19 protein-coding genes are annotated in these 17987 nt (G+C 63.1%); 13 read left to right on the top strand and 6 right to left on the bottom strand.

Annotation, left to right across the window (positions count from 1 at the left end):
• The first annotated feature begins 15 nt into the window (after positions 1–15).
• Positions 16–153, top strand: a complete 138-nt coding sequence (locus ACH9L7_RS11560; RefSeq protein ID WP_396610852.1) for a hypothetical protein — start codon at positions 16–18, stop codon at positions 151–153.
• A 33-nt stretch (positions 154–186) separates the two neighbouring features.
• Here the strand turns inward: ACH9L7_RS11560 and argS are convergent, their stop codons facing one another.
• Positions 187–1953 (bottom strand): arginine--tRNA ligase, encoded by a 1767-nt coding sequence (argS, locus tag ACH9L7_RS11555; protein WP_396610851.1) that lies wholly within the window; start codon positions 1951–1953, stop codon positions 187–189.
• A 192-nt stretch (positions 1954–2145) separates the two neighbouring features.
• On the opposite strand from argS, the gene ACH9L7_RS11550 reads away from it, so the two are divergent.
• The 3 genes from ACH9L7_RS11550 (at position 2146) to ribB (ending at position 3986) form a co-directional block, all read left to right on the top strand.
• Positions 2146–2298, top strand: coding sequence for a hypothetical protein (locus ACH9L7_RS11550; RefSeq protein ID WP_396610850.1), 153 nt, complete (start codon positions 2146–2148; stop codon positions 2296–2298).
• Between the two features lie 267 nt (positions 2299–2565).
• Positions 2566–3306 carry a DUF120 domain-containing protein gene (locus ACH9L7_RS11545; protein WP_396610849.1) on the top strand — a complete coding sequence of 247 codons (741 nt, stop codon included), beginning with the start codon at positions 2566–2568 and terminating at the stop codon, positions 3304–3306.
• Positions 3303–3986 (top strand): 3,4-dihydroxy-2-butanone-4-phosphate synthase, encoded by a 684-nt coding sequence (ribB, locus tag ACH9L7_RS11540; protein ID WP_396610848.1) that lies wholly within the window; start codon positions 3303–3305, stop codon positions 3984–3986. The genes ACH9L7_RS11545 and ribB overlap by 4 nt, the downstream gene beginning before the upstream one ends.
• A gap of 13 nt (positions 3987–3999) precedes the next feature.
• Here ribB and ACH9L7_RS11535 read toward each other — a convergent pair whose 3' ends face one another.
• Positions 4000–4887: an NAD-dependent epimerase/dehydratase family protein gene (locus ACH9L7_RS11535; protein ID WP_396610847.1), complete on the bottom strand. Its 888-nt coding sequence runs from the start codon at positions 4885–4887 to the stop codon at positions 4000–4002.
• Between the two features lie 91 nt (positions 4888–4978).
• Here ACH9L7_RS11535 and ACH9L7_RS11530 point away from each other — a divergent pair, with 91 nt between their 5' ends.
• Positions 4979–5917, top strand: a complete 939-nt coding sequence (locus ACH9L7_RS11530) for a branched-chain amino acid transaminase (RefSeq protein ID WP_396610846.1) — start codon at positions 4979–4981, stop codon at positions 5915–5917.
• A 92-nt stretch (positions 5918–6009) separates the two neighbouring features.
• Here ACH9L7_RS11530 and ACH9L7_RS11525 read toward each other — a convergent pair whose 3' ends face one another.
• Together ACH9L7_RS11525 and ACH9L7_RS11520 are read right to left on the bottom strand one after the other, a co-directional pair.
• On the bottom strand, positions 6010–6630 hold the full coding sequence (locus ACH9L7_RS11525; RefSeq protein ID WP_396610845.1) for a DUF502 domain-containing protein: 621 nt from the start codon (positions 6628–6630) through the stop codon (positions 6010–6012).
• Positions 6631–6738: 108 nt separating this feature from the next.
• Positions 6739–7578: a proline dehydrogenase family protein gene (locus ACH9L7_RS11520; protein ID WP_396610844.1), complete on the bottom strand. Its 840-nt coding sequence runs from the start codon at positions 7576–7578 to the stop codon at positions 6739–6741.
• A 126-nt stretch (positions 7579–7704) separates the two neighbouring features.
• Here ACH9L7_RS11520 and ACH9L7_RS11515 point away from each other — a divergent pair, with 126 nt between their 5' ends.
• The 6 genes from ACH9L7_RS11515 to ACH9L7_RS11490 all read left to right on the top strand — a co-directional run bounded on the left by ACH9L7_RS11515 (position 7705) and on the right by ACH9L7_RS11490 (position 13070).
• On the top strand, positions 7705–8247 hold the full coding sequence (locus ACH9L7_RS11515; protein ID WP_396610843.1) for a CDP-2,3-bis-(O-geranylgeranyl)-sn-glycerol synthase: 543 nt from the start codon (positions 7705–7707) through the stop codon (positions 8245–8247).
• 233 nt (positions 8248–8480) lie between these two features.
• Positions 8481–9680 (top strand): glycosyltransferase, encoded by a 1200-nt coding sequence (locus ACH9L7_RS11510; RefSeq protein WP_396610842.1) that lies wholly within the window; start codon positions 8481–8483, stop codon positions 9678–9680.
• Between the two features lie 78 nt (positions 9681–9758).
• Complete coding sequence (pyrE, locus tag ACH9L7_RS11505; RefSeq protein ID WP_396610841.1) at positions 9759–10289, top strand: orotate phosphoribosyltransferase; 531 nt, start codon at positions 9759–9761, stop codon at positions 10287–10289.
• A gap of 104 nt (positions 10290–10393) precedes the next feature.
• Positions 10394–11107, top strand: a complete 714-nt coding sequence (locus tag ACH9L7_RS11500; RefSeq protein WP_396610840.1) for a phosphoribosyltransferase family protein — start codon at positions 10394–10396, stop codon at positions 11105–11107.
• Positions 11108–11314: 207 nt separating this feature from the next.
• The gene (locus ACH9L7_RS11495; protein ID WP_396610839.1) at positions 11315–12727 is read left to right on the top strand and encodes an NCS2 family permease; all 1413 of its coding nucleotides are present in this window, start codon (positions 11315–11317) and stop codon (positions 12725–12727) included.
• 88 nt (positions 12728–12815) lie between these two features.
• The gene (locus ACH9L7_RS11490; RefSeq protein ID WP_396610838.1) at positions 12816–13070 is read left to right on the top strand and encodes a glutathione S-transferase N-terminal domain-containing protein; all 255 of its coding nucleotides are present in this window, start codon (positions 12816–12818) and stop codon (positions 13068–13070) included.
• 33 nt (positions 13071–13103) lie between these two features.
• Here the strand turns inward: ACH9L7_RS11490 and ACH9L7_RS11485 are convergent, their stop codons facing one another.
• Both ACH9L7_RS11485 and ACH9L7_RS11480 read right to left on the bottom strand, forming a co-directional pair.
• A complete protein-coding gene (locus ACH9L7_RS11485; RefSeq protein ID WP_396610837.1) occupies positions 13104–13460 on the bottom strand; it encodes an MmcQ/YjbR family DNA-binding protein in 357 nt (118 codons plus the stop codon).
• Positions 13461–13528: 68 nt separating this feature from the next.
• Complete coding sequence (locus ACH9L7_RS11480) at positions 13529–14503, bottom strand: transcriptional regulator (protein ID WP_396610836.1); 975 nt, start codon at positions 14501–14503, stop codon at positions 13529–13531.
• A gap of 143 nt (positions 14504–14646) precedes the next feature.
• Between ACH9L7_RS11480 and ACH9L7_RS11475 the strand changes: the two genes are divergently transcribed.
• Together ACH9L7_RS11475 and ACH9L7_RS11470 are read left to right on the top strand one after the other, a co-directional pair.
• The gene (locus tag ACH9L7_RS11475) at positions 14647–15915 is read left to right on the top strand and encodes a DUF1743 domain-containing protein (RefSeq protein WP_396610835.1); all 1269 of its coding nucleotides are present in this window, start codon (positions 14647–14649) and stop codon (positions 15913–15915) included.
• Positions 15916–16023: 108 nt separating this feature from the next.
• Positions 16024–17979: a PAS domain S-box protein gene (locus ACH9L7_RS11470; RefSeq protein ID WP_396610834.1), complete on the top strand. Its 1956-nt coding sequence runs from the start codon at positions 16024–16026 to the stop codon at positions 17977–17979.
• Positions 17980–17987 lie beyond the last annotated feature (8 nt).

The raw sequence follows: 17987 nt of genomic DNA, 5'->3' as shown, positions 1-17987 counted from the left end.
CGGCCGAAATCCCGTATGACAGAATCACAGTCCATTCCGTTCTGGTGGGTCGTGTTGTTCCTGCTTCTCGCCCTCGGCGGCGGTGCCGCGGCCGTCTTCTCGGTCGGCGGGTCGCTTATCTCGGGAACAGTGGCACTCCCACTTCTCTTCTAGCGAAAACAGAAAAATCGCTGTTTGCGGCCGCCGTTACATCGATTCGGGAGCTTCGACCCCGATGATGGAGAGCGCGTTGGCAACCGTGTGTTTCGACGCTTCGACGAGCGCGAGCCGTGCGGAAGCGACTTCTTCGTCGTCGGCCGAAAGGACCGGGCACTCGCGGTAGAACCGGTTGAACACTTCGGCGAACTCGCGGGCGAACGTTGCGATGGCGTGGGGCTCGAGGTCGTCTGCCGCCTCCTCGATGACGGCGGGGAACCGAGCGATGACGCGCAGCAGGTCGCGTTCGGCCTCGGTGTCGAGGACAGACGGGTCGATTTCGCTGGCGTCGAGACCGGCGGCGGACGCTTCGTCTGTGATACCGCAACAGCGCGCGTGGACGTACTGGATATACGGCGCGGACTGGGCCTCGAAGTTGAGCGCCTGGTCCCACTCGAAGGTGATGGCCTTGGTGGGCTGTTTGGAGACGATGTCGTAGCGGACCGCGCCGATGCCGACCTGCCGAGCAATGCGCTCGATGTCGTCATCGTCGAGGTCGTCGTTGCGGATGCGGTCTTCCATGCGCGTCTCGACTTCCTCGCGGGCGCGGGCGATGGATTCGTCGAGCAGGTCGTCGAGCATGACGCCGGTCCCTTCGCGGGTGGACATCCCGAGGCCGCCGGGAAGGTTGACCCACGAGAAGATAACGTTCTCCAGTTTGTCGGTGTCGTCACCCAGCAAGTCGAGCGCGGCGCGAAGTTGGCCAGCCTGCAGTTTGTGGTCCTCACCGAGGACGGTCACGGCGCGGTCGTAGTTCTCGAACTTCCACTCGTGGTGGGCGAGGTCGCGCGTCGTATACAGCGATGTGCCGTCCGACCGGAGGAACACGAGGTTCTTCTCGATGCCGTACTCGTCGAGTTCGAGTTGCCACGCGTCTTCCTCGTAGACGGCGTGGTCGGTCTCCTTGAGGCGCTCAGCGAGGTCACGGGTGCTCCCGTCGAACATGAAGCGCGTCTCCTTGACGAACGCGTCGAACTCCGCGGGGAGGCGGGCGAGACACTCTCGCATGCCGCCGAGGACTTGATCGACGACGTTCTCGACGCGGGCGTAGACCGCTTCGTCGCCCGCTTCGATACCTTGGAGAATCTCCGTAATCTCGGCTTCCGCGGCCTCGACTTCGTCGGGGTCGGCTTCTTCGAGGAAGGCGTTGCCCTTCTGGTAGTAGCGCACGAGGTCGTACTCGATGCGGTCGCGGTCGGGTTCGCTGTCGAGGTCCGCTTCGTCGAACGTCTCGTAGGCCCACGTGAAGACGGCCATCTGGCGACCGGCGTCGTTCACGTAGTAGTGACGTTCGACATCGTTGCCCGCGAAGTCGAGCAGGTTGGCGACGGCGTCGCCGACGATGGGGTTGCGGGCGCGGCCGACGTGGACCGGACCGGTCGGGTTCGCACTCGTGTGTTCGACGACGACACTGTCGCCAGTCGCGGGGAGACGGCCGTACTCGCCGTCCTCGGCCGCGGCGGTGAGCGTGTCGTCGTAGTAGGTGTCCGTCACGTGGAAGTTCACGTACGGGCCCTGGGTGTCGACTGCGCCGAGGTAGTCGTACCCTTCGACGGAGATTTCCTCGGCGATGTCTGCGGCGACCTTCGGCGGGGCGGCACCGACGACACCGGCGAGTCGGAACGCCACGCTGGATGCGAGTGTCGCTGGTACGTCTTCAGGTGGCTCCTCGACCCCGAGGTCGTCGCCCGGAAGGTCGAGCGACGAGAGCGCCGCAGAGAGCGCCGCTTCGACCTCCTCACGGAACTGTCTGAACATGCAAACGGGTTCTCGGCAGACGGCTAAAGGCCTTTCCGAACCGTCGCCGGGAGCGACCGCGCCCACTCAGAACCCTGACTGCCGACTGTCACGACCCGCCACTGTGGACTACCACACTAGTTAGGTATCACTGGTATCCTGCCACCGAACAATAATGTAAACGAGGCAGGAGACACCTGCCACCCACCAACCATGAGTCGATGCAACTACTGCGACGCGTTCGTATCGAGCAACTTCATCCGAGTGTTCGGTGACGACAAAGGACGCGTCTTCGCCTGCCCGAACTGTTCAGCGAACGCTGGCGTCTCACAGGTGAGTGCTGAACGCAAGGCCTCGAGTCTCTGAGCCTCGTCAGGTCCCGCTTCCCGATGCCCTCGGCGTGTGTCTCCCGCACGCTTTCCCCACTCTCACCCATCCAATCCACCCTCCACCCACCCCACCGTTCCTCATTTATCACCCCGAAGCGATGGGTTCGTTTCGACCGCCTCGCCTGATTCTCGATTTGCTGGACCGACCGACGGACTTACCACTCGGTATCCGAAAGTCAGACTACGAACTGGTCGGCACGCCACCCATCTCATTTTTGGAACGTATCTCATATACGGTACGCTTATGGGAGGAGCGTTCGAAGCCACGTGTATGTCAGAATCGGTAGTCACCAGCGAGGTCGGGTACGACGAGTTGGCCACGCTGAAACTCGTTGCTCTCGACGGCGGTCGTTCGGAACCGGTCAAGGTCTCTTGCTCCGGTCTCGCGGACAGGCTGGGCGTCTCTAACCAGACTGCCTCCCGCCGCCTGCAACGCCTCGAAGAAGGTGACTACGTCGACCGAGAGGTCGTCTCCGACGGCCAGTGGATAACGATTACCGAGGCCGGTGAATCCGCGCTCCGCCGCGAGTACGCCGACTACCGTCGCATCTTCGAGACGCCTTCGGTAGTCGTCCTCGAAGGCGAAGTAACGGGTGGAATGGGCGAGGGTCGTCACTACATCTCGCTTCCGGGATACATGGAGCAGTTCACCGAGCGACTCGGCTACGAACCCTTCCCGGGGACTCTGAACGTCCGACTCAGCGACGACGCAACCCGCACTCGCGCCGGAATGTCTGCGCTCGATGCCGTCCCAATCGACGGGTGGGAAGACGAAGAACGAACCTTCGGACCCGCAACCTGCTACGCCGCCGTCGTCGAAGCGGACGACGAGACGTACGAACCGGTCCACATCATCGTCCCCGAGCGGACGCACCACGACGAGTCCCAACTGGAAATCATCGCCCCGGACAAACTCCGCGACGAACTCGAATTGGAAGACGGTGACACCGTCACGGTCCGCGTCGAGGAGGTTGATTCCGAATGAGTCGCACCGCCGAAACCGACCTCGGCCCGACGGAGCGTGTCGTGAAGTCGTTCCGGGCGGGTGAGCCGGTTCTCGTCCACGACTTCGACGACCGCGAGGGCGAGACGGACCTCGTCTACCCCGCAGGAGCGGTTACCCCGGCCGAGGTCGCCCGCATGCGCAACGACGCCGGTGGCCTCGTCTGCGTCGCACTACCGAACGACGTGGCAGAGACGTTGGGCCTGCCGTTCATGGACGACGTTCTCGACCACCCGGCCGCGGCCGCTCACGACCTCGCGTACGACTCGCGCTCGTCGTTCTCGTTCACCGTGAACCACCGCGACTCCTTTACCGGAATCACCGACCGCGACCGGGCGATGACCATCTCGCGACTCGCCCCCGTGGCCGAGTTGGCGCGGGCGGGCGACTACGGTGCCGACGACTTCGGTGGCGAGTTCCGCGCGCCCGGTCACGTCCATCTGCTTCGCGGCGCGCCCAATCTCCTCGAAGACCGGCAGGGCCACACCGAACTCGGCCTCGCACTCGCCGACGAAGCCACGCTCCCACCGGCCGTCGTGGTCTGCGAGATGCTCGACGACGAAACCGGCGCGGCCCTCTCGAAGGCGGACGCCCGCGAGTACGCGGTGCGACACGACTTGGCATTCGTCGACGGCGACCGCCTGCTTTCGGACCTCTCCTAACTCGTTTCTGTCCTCAGGATTCGTCCCGCCACGACCACTCCGGGTTCCACCCGAGTAGCCGCGCCGCTTTCGCTGTCGAGACGAGCGACTCGTGTCCCGAGAGGTCGCCGCGAACCTCGGCATCGGGGTACACTTCGCGCGCAATCTTGGCCGACTCAGTGGTCGTCGAGGTGTCGGCAGCGGCCGCCCAGAAGACCTCGTGGCCTTCGAAGTCGGCTTCGAGAGCCCGGCGGACGAGTCTCGCGGCGTCGTCGCGGCCGAGGTACGCAAAGAGCGTGTTTCGCACCGTATGGAAGACACCCGATTCACGAAGACCGGCGGGCGTCCGGTCGCGCTCGGCGAAAGTCTGTCGCGCGTCCTCCTTGCTCGGCATCCACGGGAACCGGAGGCTGGCAATCGTCGTCGGCGCGTCATCACGTCGGGCGAATCCCGCGGCCGTCTCCTCGGCGACGTACTTGCCGAGTCCGTAGGGATTCGAAGGCGTTGCTCGGTGTGCTTCGTCTACGGGCAGGTAGTCGATTCGCGCGGGGTCGGGTTCGAAACTCCCGCCGATAGCGCTCATGCTCGACGCCAGCGCGACCTTTTCGATGTCGAGGGCCGCCGCCGATTCGAGGACGACGTACGCCGATTGGACGTTGCTCTCGAAGACGCGGTGACCGGGGTCGTGGGTCGGCGTCGAGATGGCTCCGAGGTGGACGACGGCGTCGGCATCGACCGCAGCGAGTGTCGCAGTGAGGTCGCCAGAATTCAGCGCGCTCACTCGGTAGTCGTGGTCGGCGCGGTCGGACCCGCCGCTGCGACTGAGGTTGGTGACTGTGTACCCGTGGTCGCGAAGGTGGTCGATGACTGTCGGTCCAATGTTACCCGTCCCGCCCGTGACGACGACGGATTCGAGAGTCATACTGAGATGTGGCAGCACACAGCCAAAAACCGTCTGGGACGCTGTGGCCGGTTCGTCATGATTTTAGAGGGGGGCCCCCGAAGGCCTGTACATGGGATTCGACGATATGGACGTGTCCACGATTTGGATGAACGGCGAATACGTGGACTGGGAGGACGCACAGATTCACGTCCTCACGCACGGACTCCACTACGGCACGGGAATTTTCGAGGGCGTTCGCGCCTACGACACCGAGCGCGGCCCGGCTATCTTCCGCTGGGAGGAGCACCTCGAACGCCTCTACAACTCCGCGAAGCCGTACAACATGGACATCCCGTACGAGCCTGCAGAACTCACCGAGGCGACGCTGGAAGTCATCCGGCGCAACGACCTCGACGGATGTTACATCCGCCCCATCGCGTACTACGGCTACGACTCGCTCGGCGTGAGCCCCAAGGACAACCCGACGGACGTCGCCATCGCGGCGTGGCCGTGGGGTGCCTACCTCGGCGAGGAAGCACTCGAAAACGGCGTCGACGTGATGGTCTCGTCGTGGCGCAAGCACGCCTCTAGCCAGATTCCGACGAACGCGAAGACGACCGGGCTTTACGTGAACTCCCTTCTCGCCGGTGAGGAGGCGCGTCGCAACGGCTACGTCGAGGCTATCGTCCTGAACAAGGAGGGCAACGTCGCCGAAGGCCCCGGCGAGAACATCTTCATGGTCCGCGACGGGAAGCTCTACACCCCCGGTCTCTCCCAGAGCATCCTCGACGGCATCACCCGCGATACCGTCATCACCCTCGCCCGCGAGCGCGGCTACGAAGTGGACGACAACGCCATCATCAGCCGCGGCGAACTCCACACCGCCGACGAACTGTTCTTCACCGGCAGCGCCGCCGAAGTCACGCCAATCCGTAAAGTGGACAACGTCGTCATCGGCGAGGGAACCCGCGGCCCCGTCACGGAGGAACTCCAGAAGGCCTTCTTCGACCTCGTGGAGCGTCGCACCGACGACCACGAAGAGTGGTTCACCTACGTCGACGAGCAGTAAGCCTTCGAAAACAGATTTTTCGGACGCCACACCGTGAGCGGCGGCGTTCCGTCGCCGGTGTGACGCGACTCCGAGAGTGCAGTCGCCTGCGACTATTCGCCTTCTTCGGTGACTTCGATAGTGTACTCGTCGACGTGGTCTTGTTCGGCGAATCCGGCCGAGAGGACGCGCGTGAGTGCTTCTTCGACCCGCTCACCGGTCTCTTCGATGTCGTCGGGGTCGACTTCCATCACGAACCCGGTGGTGATGTTCGGTGCGGTCGGCATGAAGATGACTTCCTTGCCGTCGGCCGTCTTCTTGCCCGTCTTGAACGCGGTCATCCGGATTCCCGGCCACGTTTCGAGACGAACCGGCTTCTGGAGGTCTTCGGTTCCGGTGAGGGCGGTTTCGACTGCGAGTTTAGATGCGTTGTAGACGATACGAACGAGGGGGACCTTGTTCATCGACGCGTCGAGGCCAGCTTCGATGAGGCGACCAGCGGTAGTCCGCATGAGGTAGCCGACCGAGAGGACCAAAAGCAGGAAGATGATGATGGCGATGAAGAAGCCGAAGACCTCGGACAAAAAGCTGAAATAGCCCTGAAACTCCAGCAGGGTTGCAACACCCGGTATCTTGACGATGCTGCTGTAGAGGATGGACAGCACGTACAGAATGACAATCAGCGGAACGAGGACCACGAGACCGCTGGCGAAGTCGCGTCTCCACGAGGACATTGATACGAGGTACGTGAACCCGCGGGCTTAAGGGGATTTCTAGTGCGAGTCGTGACGACACGGCCCGAATCGAAACACTGGGTCCGCCGTGGTGCTGTCCGCTCCGCGTTAGATTCCGAGCACAGCGCGAATTGCGAACAGCGCATTTTCTTTGCGCTCGCGCACGCGGCGGTAGAAGTACTGGAACCACTTGTCGCCGTAAGGAGCGTACTGCCACACTTCGACGCCCTCGGACGCGAGTTTCCGCTGTGCGTCTTCGCGCACGCCCATGAGCATCTGTATCTCGTAGTCGGTCTCGAACTCTTCGCCGAGTTCGCGAGCGTACGAAATCATCTCGGGGTCGTGACTGCCGACCGCGATGCTGCCGGTGTACTCCCGAAAGAGGTACGCGAGCAGTTCCTTGTACACCTCGTCGACTTTCTCTTTCTTCTTGTGGGCGATGTCGGCGGGTTCGTCGTATGCGCCTTTCACCAGTCGAATCTTCCCCGGCACGTCCGCGAGGCGTTCGAGGTCGTCGGGCGTGCGCTTCAGGTTCGCCTGCACGCACAGACCCATCCCACCCTCGAACTCGCGAGCGAGTTCTTCGAACGAATCCAGCGTCGCGTCCGTGGTCTCGTGGTCTTCCATGTCACACCACAGGAACACGTCGTGGTCGCCCGCCGACTCGGCGATTCGGCGGTAGTTCTCTGCGAACACCTCGTCACTGATGTCGAGACCGATTTGCGACGGCTTGATAGAGACGCAGGCGTCGAGGTCGCTGTTCGCGATGTCCTCGGCGAGTTGCACGTAGGCGTCGGCGTCTTCGTCGGCCGGGCCGCGTTCGTGGTAGTGCTCGCCCAGCAGGTTTAGAATGACCGCCACGCTGTCGTCGTTCATTTTTTGGGCGTGACCGAGCGCTTCCGCCGGTGTCTCGCCAGCGACGAACTTGCTCGCGATGGGGGGAATCATACGCAAAGATTGCCAGCGTTGAGTCTTCAGGGTTATCATCCCTCTCGCCGCGTAATCGGCGGACACCGCCGGTACACTCTGAGCGAAACCGTCGGAACTTACACCCCTGGATTCTCACGCACTCGTATGGTCGTCTCTCTCGTCGTTACTGCGTTCTGGGCGATGTTGCCCGCGTACGTTCCCAACAACGCCGCCGTCCTCGCTGGCGGCGGCCGACCGATAGACGGTGGTCGGATGATGGGGGGTCGACGCCTCCTCGGTGACGGCAAGACCTGGCGCGGTACCGCCGCAGGCACGCTCGCGGGGACGCTCCTCGCCATCGTCCTCAACGCGCTCGTCCCGACCGTCTCCTCGACAACCGGGTTCGACCTCCCCGTGTTCCCGCTGGCCGCCGGGTTCGGACTCTCCCTCGGCGCGATGCTCGGTGATATCGGAGCCTCGTTCCTCAAGCGCCGGTCCGGCCGTGAACGCGGCGCAGCGTTCCCCGGACTCGACCAACTCGACTTCGTGGTCGGCGCGCTCGTCCTTGCCTTCGTCGCCGCACCCGGATGGTTCTCGGCGACGTTCACCCTGCCCGTTCTCGGTGTCGTCCTCGTGATGACGCCGATTCTCCACGTCGGCACCAACGTCGGCGCGTATCTCTTGGGACTGAAGAACGAACCCTGGTAGGCGGACTTAGCGTGTACTGTGTTCACCCCCTGAACAGGTGCGCGCGCAGTCGCCGAAGACGTGGTTCGAGTCCGAAAGCAGACCCCGTCCGAGGACGCCAACGTATCGACCCCATAAACGGCGCTTCGACCGCGTAGATGCCATAAAAACGCGGTTAATTGGGCGTAAATCGGCCGAACATGGCCTGACGGAGTTCTCTATTGATAGGCGTCCAGCGGCAGCGACTCGCGTAGATGAAGACCGAACGCATCTCGCTACTCGCTGGCGGCGTGGTCACGTTGCTCGCGGTCGTTGCGACGCTCGCACCGTGGCTCCCGCTCGGTGTCGTCGATTGGCTCGCGCTGTCTGAACTGTTCCTGTTGGGCACGACGGTTCTGTTCACCGGGACCGCCCTCATCTGGGTCGTTCTCACCTACGTCGTCGGCGCGGGATACGAACCGCCCGAACCAGTCTACGGCCCCGACGACGTTCAAGTTCGAATTCTGACCGTCGACGCCGCGGATGTCGTCCAGGCCACCGTCGACTCACTCCCTGCGGACTTCGACGACGTACACGTCGTCGCCGAACGGGAGATTGCAGTAGACGGCGCGTCGGTTCACGTCGTCCCCGACGGCTTCGACGCCGACGCCGTCAGGAAGGGCCGCGCTATCGAATGGGCGCGCCAACACCTACCGTGTAGCCGCGAGTACGTCCTCTATCTGGACGAAGACAGCATCGTGGAGTCCTTCGGCGGACTTCCGGACGCCGACGTCGTGCAACTTCGAGAGCGTCCCCGTCGGACCGGTTCTGTCTTCTCGTACCTCGCGGACGTGTACCGGATGGGCGTGCAGATAGAACAGCGGGCGTTCGCGCGCCTCTCGATTCCGCTTTTCGCGTGGGGCGGCGGTATTGCAGTCCGCCGGGCTGTCGAAAACGAGGTGACGTGGGACCGCGAGACGCTGGTCGAGGACACCGCCTTCGTCTGGGCGGCCGCACAGCAACTCGACGACTTCTCGTTCGAACTCGCGACGGCGACGTGCGCCAACGAAGCGCCGCCGACGCTCCGCGAGATTCTGGAGCAACGCCGTCGGTGGGCGGCCGGGAATCTCGAAGCTTCGGCGAACCTCCCCGTCGGCTATCAGGTGCTGACTCGACTCCGAAACTACGCGTGGGCACTCTCGCCGGTCGTGACAGTCATCGTCATCCCGCTGTCCGTGCTCGGTGTCGGCATCGCGGCGACCAGTCTCTTTACGCTCACGTCGTTGGGGCTGGCGGTGCTCACACTGTTTTGGTATCTCCGCGGCGTGGTGTATTATGGTCGCAGTAAACTCGCGTGGGCACTGGCGGTGCCGCTCGCACCGGTCGTGACCACTGTCCACTCGATGGGTACTGTCGCCGGTATTCTCGACCCACCTCACGAGTTCCGGGTGACGAAGAAAGTGGGCGAACGGTAGCGCTTCGGCTGCCCTTTGTCCCTCGCATCGCCCCGAACCAACCCGCTTAAGCGCCCTGCTCGTTCCTGTTCAAACAAGATGGCGAACACAGAACTCATCGCGGCGCTTCGTGACGCCGACGCGGTCCAGTTCGGCGAGTTCGAACTCTCCCACGGCGGCACCAGCGACTACTACGTCGACAAGTACCTCTTCGAGACCGACCCCCGGTGTCTGAAACTCATCGCCGAGGCGTTCGCCGAACTCGTCGAAGACGACGAGAAACTCGCGGGCGTCGCGCTCGGTGCAGTTCCGCTCGTCGCCGCGACGGCTGTCGAAACGGAGAAACCCTACGTCATCGCCCGAAAGAAGGCCAAGGAGTACGGCACGGCCAAGCGCATCGAAGGTGCGCTGGAAGAAGGCGAGGAAGTCGTCGTCCTCGAAGACATCGCAACGACCGGCCAGAGTGCCGTCGATGCCGTCGAAGCCCTTCGTGACGCCGGCGCGGTCGTCGACCGCGTCATCGTCGTCGTCGACCGCCAAGAGGGCGCGGACGAACTGCTCGCTGAGCACGATATCGAACTCCAGTCGCTTCTCACCGCTGAGGACCTCCTCGCGGACGCCGGTCGCTGAGTCGAGACACGCGTTCGACTGTTGGGTCGATACACGCATGTGAGTAATTCGCGCCCGGACGACAATCGAAATATTCATTTTTGTGCAAGTACGAGGGCGAAGGCATGAACAGAGCAGAGAAGGCCGCACTCCAGTTACAGGCGGTGTCGGTGCTCCGGATGCTCAAAGAGACCCGGACCTACGACGAACTCGCCGAACTGACTGGACTCCCGGCTGGCGACCTTAATCGCTACGTCAACGGGCACGTCCTGCCCGGCGTCGAGCGCGCACGCGAGGTCGTCGAAGGCGTCGGCCGCGATGCACTCGCGGACGAACTCGAAGCCCGCGTCCGATTCGACGACGAGGGCTACGTCGACAACTCCGATGTCGTCTTCGACCAGTCGTTCCTCGACCTCGTCGCGCCCGTCGCGGCGAACACCCTCGGATTCGAGCGCCCGGACGTGGTTCTTACGGCCGCGACCGACGGCATCACCCTCGGTGCCGCCATGGCGAGTTACTTCGGCGCACGCCTCGCGTACGCGAAGAAATCGAAAGAGACCGCCGTCGAGGACTTTATCGAGTCCCGGCAGCGCCTCGCCTCCGGTATCGAACTGACCTACTACCTCCCCGCGAGCGCCATCGACGCGGGCGAACGCGTCCTCGTCGTCGACGACCTCATCCGCTCCGGCGAGACACAGGAACTCCTCTTGGACATCGCGCTGCAAGCCGACGCCAATATCGCAGGCGTCTTCGCCCTTATCGCCGTTGGCGACGAAGGAACCTCCCGCGCTGGTGAACTCACGGACGCGCCAATCGGCGCGCTCAGCGTCTTCGAATAGGGAGTCGTTACCGCGATTCGGTTCGTCCCTCTCTAATAACTGAGTAATACAACTGGATTGTATTCTGACACACTGTTGTCGCAAATAGTCATGCACGTGCGGGTGTGTCCCAAAAAAACACCCGTATAATGCACGGGTATGTGTATTTTCGAACGTGTCGATGGTAATGCTTATGTGTGCAATCGTGGGTATGCTTAGTCGTGCATTATGGGGCTCACTGAATCCCTCGCAAATTACTTCGACGTGCATAACCACGGGTCCTCGGTGAGGACCGAGATTCTGGCGGGTATCACGACGTTCCTGACGATGTCCTATATCGTCGTCGTCAACCCGTCGATTCTCGCAGAAAACCCGGATATTCCCGGCATCGATGGCATCGCCATCACGGGCTACACCTTCGGTGAGGTGCAGTCGATGCTCGCCGTCGTCACCATCGTCGCGGCGGCCATCGCGACACTGACGATGGCGTTCTACGCCAATCGACCATTCGCGCAGGCACCCGGTCTCGGCCTGAACGCGTTCTTCGCGTTCACCGTCGTCGGCGCGCTGGGTATCCCGTGGCAGACGGCGCTCGCCGCCGTCTTCGTCGAGGGACTGCTCTTCATCGCTCTCACCGCCGTGGGCGCGCGTGAAGCCATCATCAAGATATTCCCCCAACCGGTCAAGATGGCCGTGGGAACCGGTATCGGCCTCTTCTTGACCATCATCGGCCTCCAGGCGATGGGTATCGTCGTCGACGACGTGGCGACACTCATCACCCTCGGCGACCTCGCCTCGAATCCGGTCGCCATCGTCTCTATCGTCGGCCTGTTCATCACGTTCGCTCTCTACGCGACGGGCATCCCCGGGTCGATTATCCTCGGCATCATCATCACGACCGTAATCGGATGGGCACTCACCTTCTTCGGCTTCGTCTCTCCCGAGGCTGGCCTCGTCGCTGGTTCGTCGACCGCAACCTACGACGTGACGCCGCTGGTCGGAGCCTTCGTCTCCGGATTCGGAAACGTCGAAGCGTTCAGTTTCGCCCTCATCATCTTCACGTTCTTCTTTGTGGACTTCTTCGACACCGCCGGGACGCTCGTCGGCGTCGGGCAGGTCGCTGGTTTCCTCGACGACAACGGTGACCTCCCGGACATCGACAAGCCGCTCATGGCTGACGCGGTCGGTACCACCGTTGGTGCCATGATTGGCACGTCGACGGTCACGACCTACATCGAATCCGCGACCGGCGTCGAAGAGGGTGGCCGCACGGGTCTCACCGCCCTCGTCGTCGCCATCCTCTTTCTCTGCTCGCTCGCGTTCGTCCCGATTGCGACGGCAATCCCCCTCTACGCCTCGCACATCGCGCTCGTCGTCATCGGCGTCGTGATGCTCCAGAACGTCGTCGACATCGAGTGGGACGACATCACCAACACGATTCCGGCCGGGATGACCATCCTCATCATGCCCTTCACGTACTCCATCGCCTACGGCATCGCCGCGGGCATCGTCTCGTACCCGCTCGTGAAGGTCGCCGCTGGCGACTACGACGACATCAGCGCGGGCCAGTGGGTCCTCGCCGTCCTGTTCGTCGTCTACTTCGTCGTCCGGACCTCCGGCATGCTTCAGGCGCAGGTCTGAGGCGACGGTCTCGTCTTCTCACTTCGGTTTGCACCGGCGGCACACATCTCCGCCGGTCTTTTTATACCGGACTCCATAGCAGGCGGTGATGTCGAATCTCACGCTCTACGAACTGCCGGGCTGTCCGTTCTGTACGAAGGTTAAGAACAAACTCGCCGAACTCGACGTAGAATACGACTCCGTGGAAGTTCCCCGCGCACACCCGGAGCGAACCGAAGTGAAAGAAATTAGCGGCCAGACCGGCGTTCCCGTCCTCGTCGACGAGGCCAACGGCGTCACGGGAATGCCCGAGTCGAGCGATATCGTCGAGTACCTCGAAGAGACCTACGGCTCGGCAGCGTAACTCGCCCACTCGGAAGCCGAATCGCCCTCCTTCTCACTTCGATTTCCGGTCCCGCGCCGCCTCGTAGCTTGCCCGAATCGCGTCTTCGAGGTCGCCGACGTGACTCGGGTCGATGTGGACCGTCGCCCACGACCCGACGAGGCGGCCGTTTGCCTCGAACGGAACGACCTGCTGCTGCGCCGCCAGTTCCGCCCGCTCCTCGCGCGGCAACGACGTGAGCGACACCCCCTGCTCCGAGACGACGGCGAAGAGCGTCCCGTTGGCCCGGAACGACGGACACCCGAACATCGTCGTCTGCTCCACGTCGGGCCACGAGTCTACTCCCTGCTGCACCGCCGTCGCGAGCAGTGCGACTTGCTCACGGGTTGGTGTCTTCTCCGACTTCGCCATACCCGTGGGTACGCGAGCAGACACGATAATACCGGAGGTAGCGCTCCAGCGACGAGGGTTCTCTGTCGTCAGATTTCGGCGGGGTCGCGGGCGCGCTCGCGAATCAGGTCGCGAATCTTGTCGGGGTCGTCGATGGCGGCCAGTTCGTCGCAACTGACGATGCCGGTGCCATCGACCGACTCGCGCTTTTGTTTCTCCTCGACGAAGTACACAGAGCGAGTGCGCGTAATCTCGCCCAGCGAGGACATGATTTGTGCGCGCTTTTCGGCGCTCCGCGTGAACGACGAGTGGCCGGTGAGGACGTTCGTGTGCTTCCGGCGGCCGGAGTCCTCGCTCACCGCCTTGAACGGCGCTCGGGAGGTCGGATGGACGGTAAAGCCCGCCTGCGTGAGGACGGAGACGACGTGTTCGTCGTCGGGGTCGGCCGCCGGGTCGTCGGGCGTCGGCTCCGCATCGCGGACCTCCTCGGCACCCGTCAAGACATCGACCGGGTTGGAGAAGGGACGGTCGAACAGCTCTTCGAGTTGGATGGCCACCTCGATGCTCGCGTTCATCCCGTCTTCGTACTTCGAGACGGTGCGGCGCGAGACGCCGAGTTCCTTCGCGAGACGGCCGAGGCTCCAGCCGCGTTCTTGCCGCTCTTCGGAGAGGATGTCGCCGTCGATGCTCACGTACAGGCCGCCGGGGGCTGCGTAGATGAGCGGCGGGACACCCTCTACGAACAGGTCCATCGCGGTGTCGGGATTCAGCACCGGGACGCCGTGGCGGAAGTAGACGACACCCGGCTTCAGGTCCTCGTCGCGAGTGCGAAGTCCGACGACGACGGGGGTCGCATCGAGGTACGACCCGAGGCGTCGCATCTCGGAACCGGTGATGCCGTCGAAGGCGTCGATGTTCCCGAGTATCTTGAGGAGCAACAGGTCCTCACCTCTGCGTGCGGCGAGGTCGAAGCTCTTGGGCCGGATGGCAATCCGGTCGCTCACGACGAACCCAGCATCTTGGAGCATCGCGGCGATGTTGCCAACCAGCGCTGACCGGGACATAGGGGGCAATAAGCGATTCGGCCCATAAAGCGTTTTCCCCGGACGTGGCCCCGATGCCCCGAAATTCTCCTGCTTTTCGACGACATTTATATAGTCACAGACGACCCGAAAGGCGTTACTTCGCGCTTCGGCTACCTTCGACGATGACCGTCATCGGCCTCGACGACACCGACTCCCGGACGCTCGGGATGTGTACGACGTACCTCGCGACGCTCGTCGCCGAGGCCATCGAACAGGAAGGTGGGTCTGTAGAGCGATTGCTACTCATCAGACTCAACCCTGCGGTCGAACACAAGACTCGCGGCAACGCCGCGTTGGCTATCCACACCGACGTTCCTGCCGGGACCGCCTTCGACGTTGCGCGGGCGGAACTCGAACGCTGGGCCGTCGTCGACGACGACCGGACGAGTCCGGGACTGGTCGTCGCGCCGGGGTCGCCCGAGACCGTCTCGACCGCCGTCGAGGAGTTCGCCCGCGACGCCGTCCGCGACTTCCACGACACCGACCGCGCCGTCGAACTTGCGACCGAATCCGGGTTCCTGAGCCAAGGCTGGCACGGTGGCCGAGGCCGAATCGGTGCTCTCGCCGCCGTTGGCGCGTGGGCCGCCTTCGACGAGTGGACGCACGAACACATCTCCTACCGCGAGTTCCACCGCTGCGGGACGCCCCGCGAGGTCGACTTCGATTCGGTGTTCGAGGCCGCCGACGCAGGCTACCCGACCGCGTGGGATACGGTCGACCGCGTCGAAGGTGAGGCTGTTTGCGTCCCGAACGCACCGGGACCGATTCTCCACGGTATCCGCGGCGACGACCCCGACGCGGTCCGCTCGGTCGCTGCTGACATCGTCTCGGAACCCGTGGACCGCTCGGCGACGTTTGTCACCAATCAGGGGACTGATGCGCACCTCCGAGACGGGTCGCTGTCGGACCTCCGGGACGGGCGGGCGTATCGCGTCACGGGCACCGTCGCTTCTGAACCGGAGACGCGAACCGGTGGCCACGTCTTTTTCGACCTCTCGGACGACGACGCGACGGTTACGGTGGCCGCCTTCGAACCGACGAAGCGCTTCCGCGACCACGTGCGCTCGCTCAGAGTGGGTGACCGACTTACCGTCTGCGGAGAAGTCTCAGACGGGACGCTCAAATTGGAGAAGTTCGCCGTCCGTGACCTCGTGCAGACGGAGCCTGCGACACCGGTTTGTCCCGACTGCGGGCGGACGATGAAGAGCGCCGGTCGCAATCAGGGGTACCGCTGTCGCGACTGCGGGACCGACGCCCCCGGAAAGGTCGACCAGCCCGTCGACCGAACCCTCGAAATCGGGTGGTACGAGGTGCCACCCTGTGCTCGCCGACACATCGCCAAACCGCTCGTCCGCGGCGGATTCGGTGCACCAACGCATCCAGAGCGGTAGCCCGTACCCAACATTCTCGGACGGGAGACAACGTTATTTCGCGACACGACTACGTCTCAAGCAGAGTCGTGGTTCAAACGACAGGTACCCCGGATTGTTCGAACTCCCATGGCGCGAGATAGTACCTCCATCCGCGAGCGAATTTACGCGACGTTCGCAGACGACGAACTCGATTTCGAGGCGTCCGTACAGACGGCGCTCGAATTCACTGCCGACTCTCTCGGTGTCGAATACGGCTTTCTGACCCGAATCGGGGACGGCGAACAGCGAATACTGCAGGCTATCGGTTCGCACGAACTCCTCCAGCCCGGTGAGTCGTGCCCGCTGGAACAGGCCTACTGTCGGCGGACGATACAACTATCGGGAACGTTGAGCGTCCAAGACGCAGCGGCGTCGCCAGCCATCCCCTCGGAGGCGTTCGACACCTTCGAACTTGGCTGCTACATCGGCACCAAGGTAGTCGTCGACGACGAGGTGTACGGGACCGTCTGTTTCGGGGATTCGACGACGCGGAACGAGTCGTTCTCCGAGTCCGAAGGGTTGTTGGTCGAACTCGTCGGGCAACTGATTTCGCAGGCACTCGAACGACGCGCCTACCAGCGGACACTCGCAGACCAGAACAGACGCCTCGAAACCGAGCGCAAAACGTTCGAAGAGATTACCGAGACGACGTTCGACGTGATTTATCGAACCGACAGCCATGGCGTGTTCACCTATGCCTCGTCGTCAGCCGAACGAATCACTGGCTACACCCGCGAGGAACTGGTCGGAACCTCGTTTATCAACTACACCTGTGAGTCGTCGCTACCGCGGACTATCGCGGCGTTCGACCAACTGCTCGACGGTGACCCCGTCGAACACCTCGAAATCGAATTCGAGCGGAAAATCGAGGGGACCGTTCGTTTAGAAATCAACGCTCGCCCCGTCTACAGCGAGGGCGAGATTCAACTGATTCAGGGCGTCGCCCGCGACATCACGAAACGCGTCGAACAAGAGCGCGAACTCCGACTGCAACACCGGGCGCTCGAAGACACGGCTGTCGGCATCACGATTGCCGAAGCCGCGGACCCAGCGTTCGTCATCACCTACGCCAACGAGGCGTTCGAAGCGTTGACTGGTTACTCACGCGACGAGATTCTGGGGCATCCGTATCGCACCTTCTTCGCCGAGAGTGTCGGTCCTGTGGACATCGCCGACATTAGTGAGGTGCTGGCGACGGGTGACTCCAGCGTATTCGACCTGCTCGTCACTCGACGGGACGAAACCCCACTCTGGTGTCGCACATCGATTAGCCCAGTCAGCGACGAGTCCGGCGAGGTGACTCACTACGTCGGATTCCACGAAAACGTCACCGAAGAAAAGCGGACTGTCCGCCTCGTCGAGTTGCTCAACCGGGTGCTCAGGCACAACTTACGAAACAGTATGAACGTCATTCTCGGGAACGCCGACCTCTTGGACGACCCGGAGATGGCGTCCGTAGCCGTCTCCCGAATCCGCGAGCGCAGCCACGATTTGGTTCAGTTGAGCGAACGCGCTCGGGAACTAAAGCGGTACGCGCATCGAGAACGCGACCCCTGTCGCCTCGACCCGGAGACGCTCTTGACTCGTATCGTCGAGGAGCACGCGCAGTCGTCACCTCACGCGACGGTCACCATCGACGTGCAGTCCGACCGAAGTATCTGCGCCGGGAGCGAACTCGGACGAGCGCTCTCGGAACTCGTGACGAACGCGATTTCGCACCACCCGACCGATTCGGCACACGTGTCGATATCGGTCACCGACGCAGGCGACCAGATTCGAATCGAAGTCCTCGACAACGGCGACGGCATCTCACCGAGCGAGACGTCGTTCGTCCGAATGGGACACGAGACGGAGTTAGACCACGGCAGTAGCATGGGGCTGTGGCTCGTGAACTGGATTGTCACCCGGTACGGCGGGTCGTTTCAAATCGAGCCAGCCGATGGGGACCAACTGGGGACGCGTGCGACGGTACTCGTCCCGGCTATCGACGCCGAGACGAGCATCGAAGCGGCGGCGAAACCCTCGACAGCGCTCTTTTGGTAGCGCACGCC

It is taken from the genome of Haloferax sp. S1W (genome assembly GCF_044593955.1).
Classification (GTDB): domain Archaea; phylum Halobacteriota; class Halobacteria; order Halobacteriales; family Haloferacaceae; genus Haloferax.
This window is presented reverse-complemented; position numbering and strand designations above follow the sequence as displayed.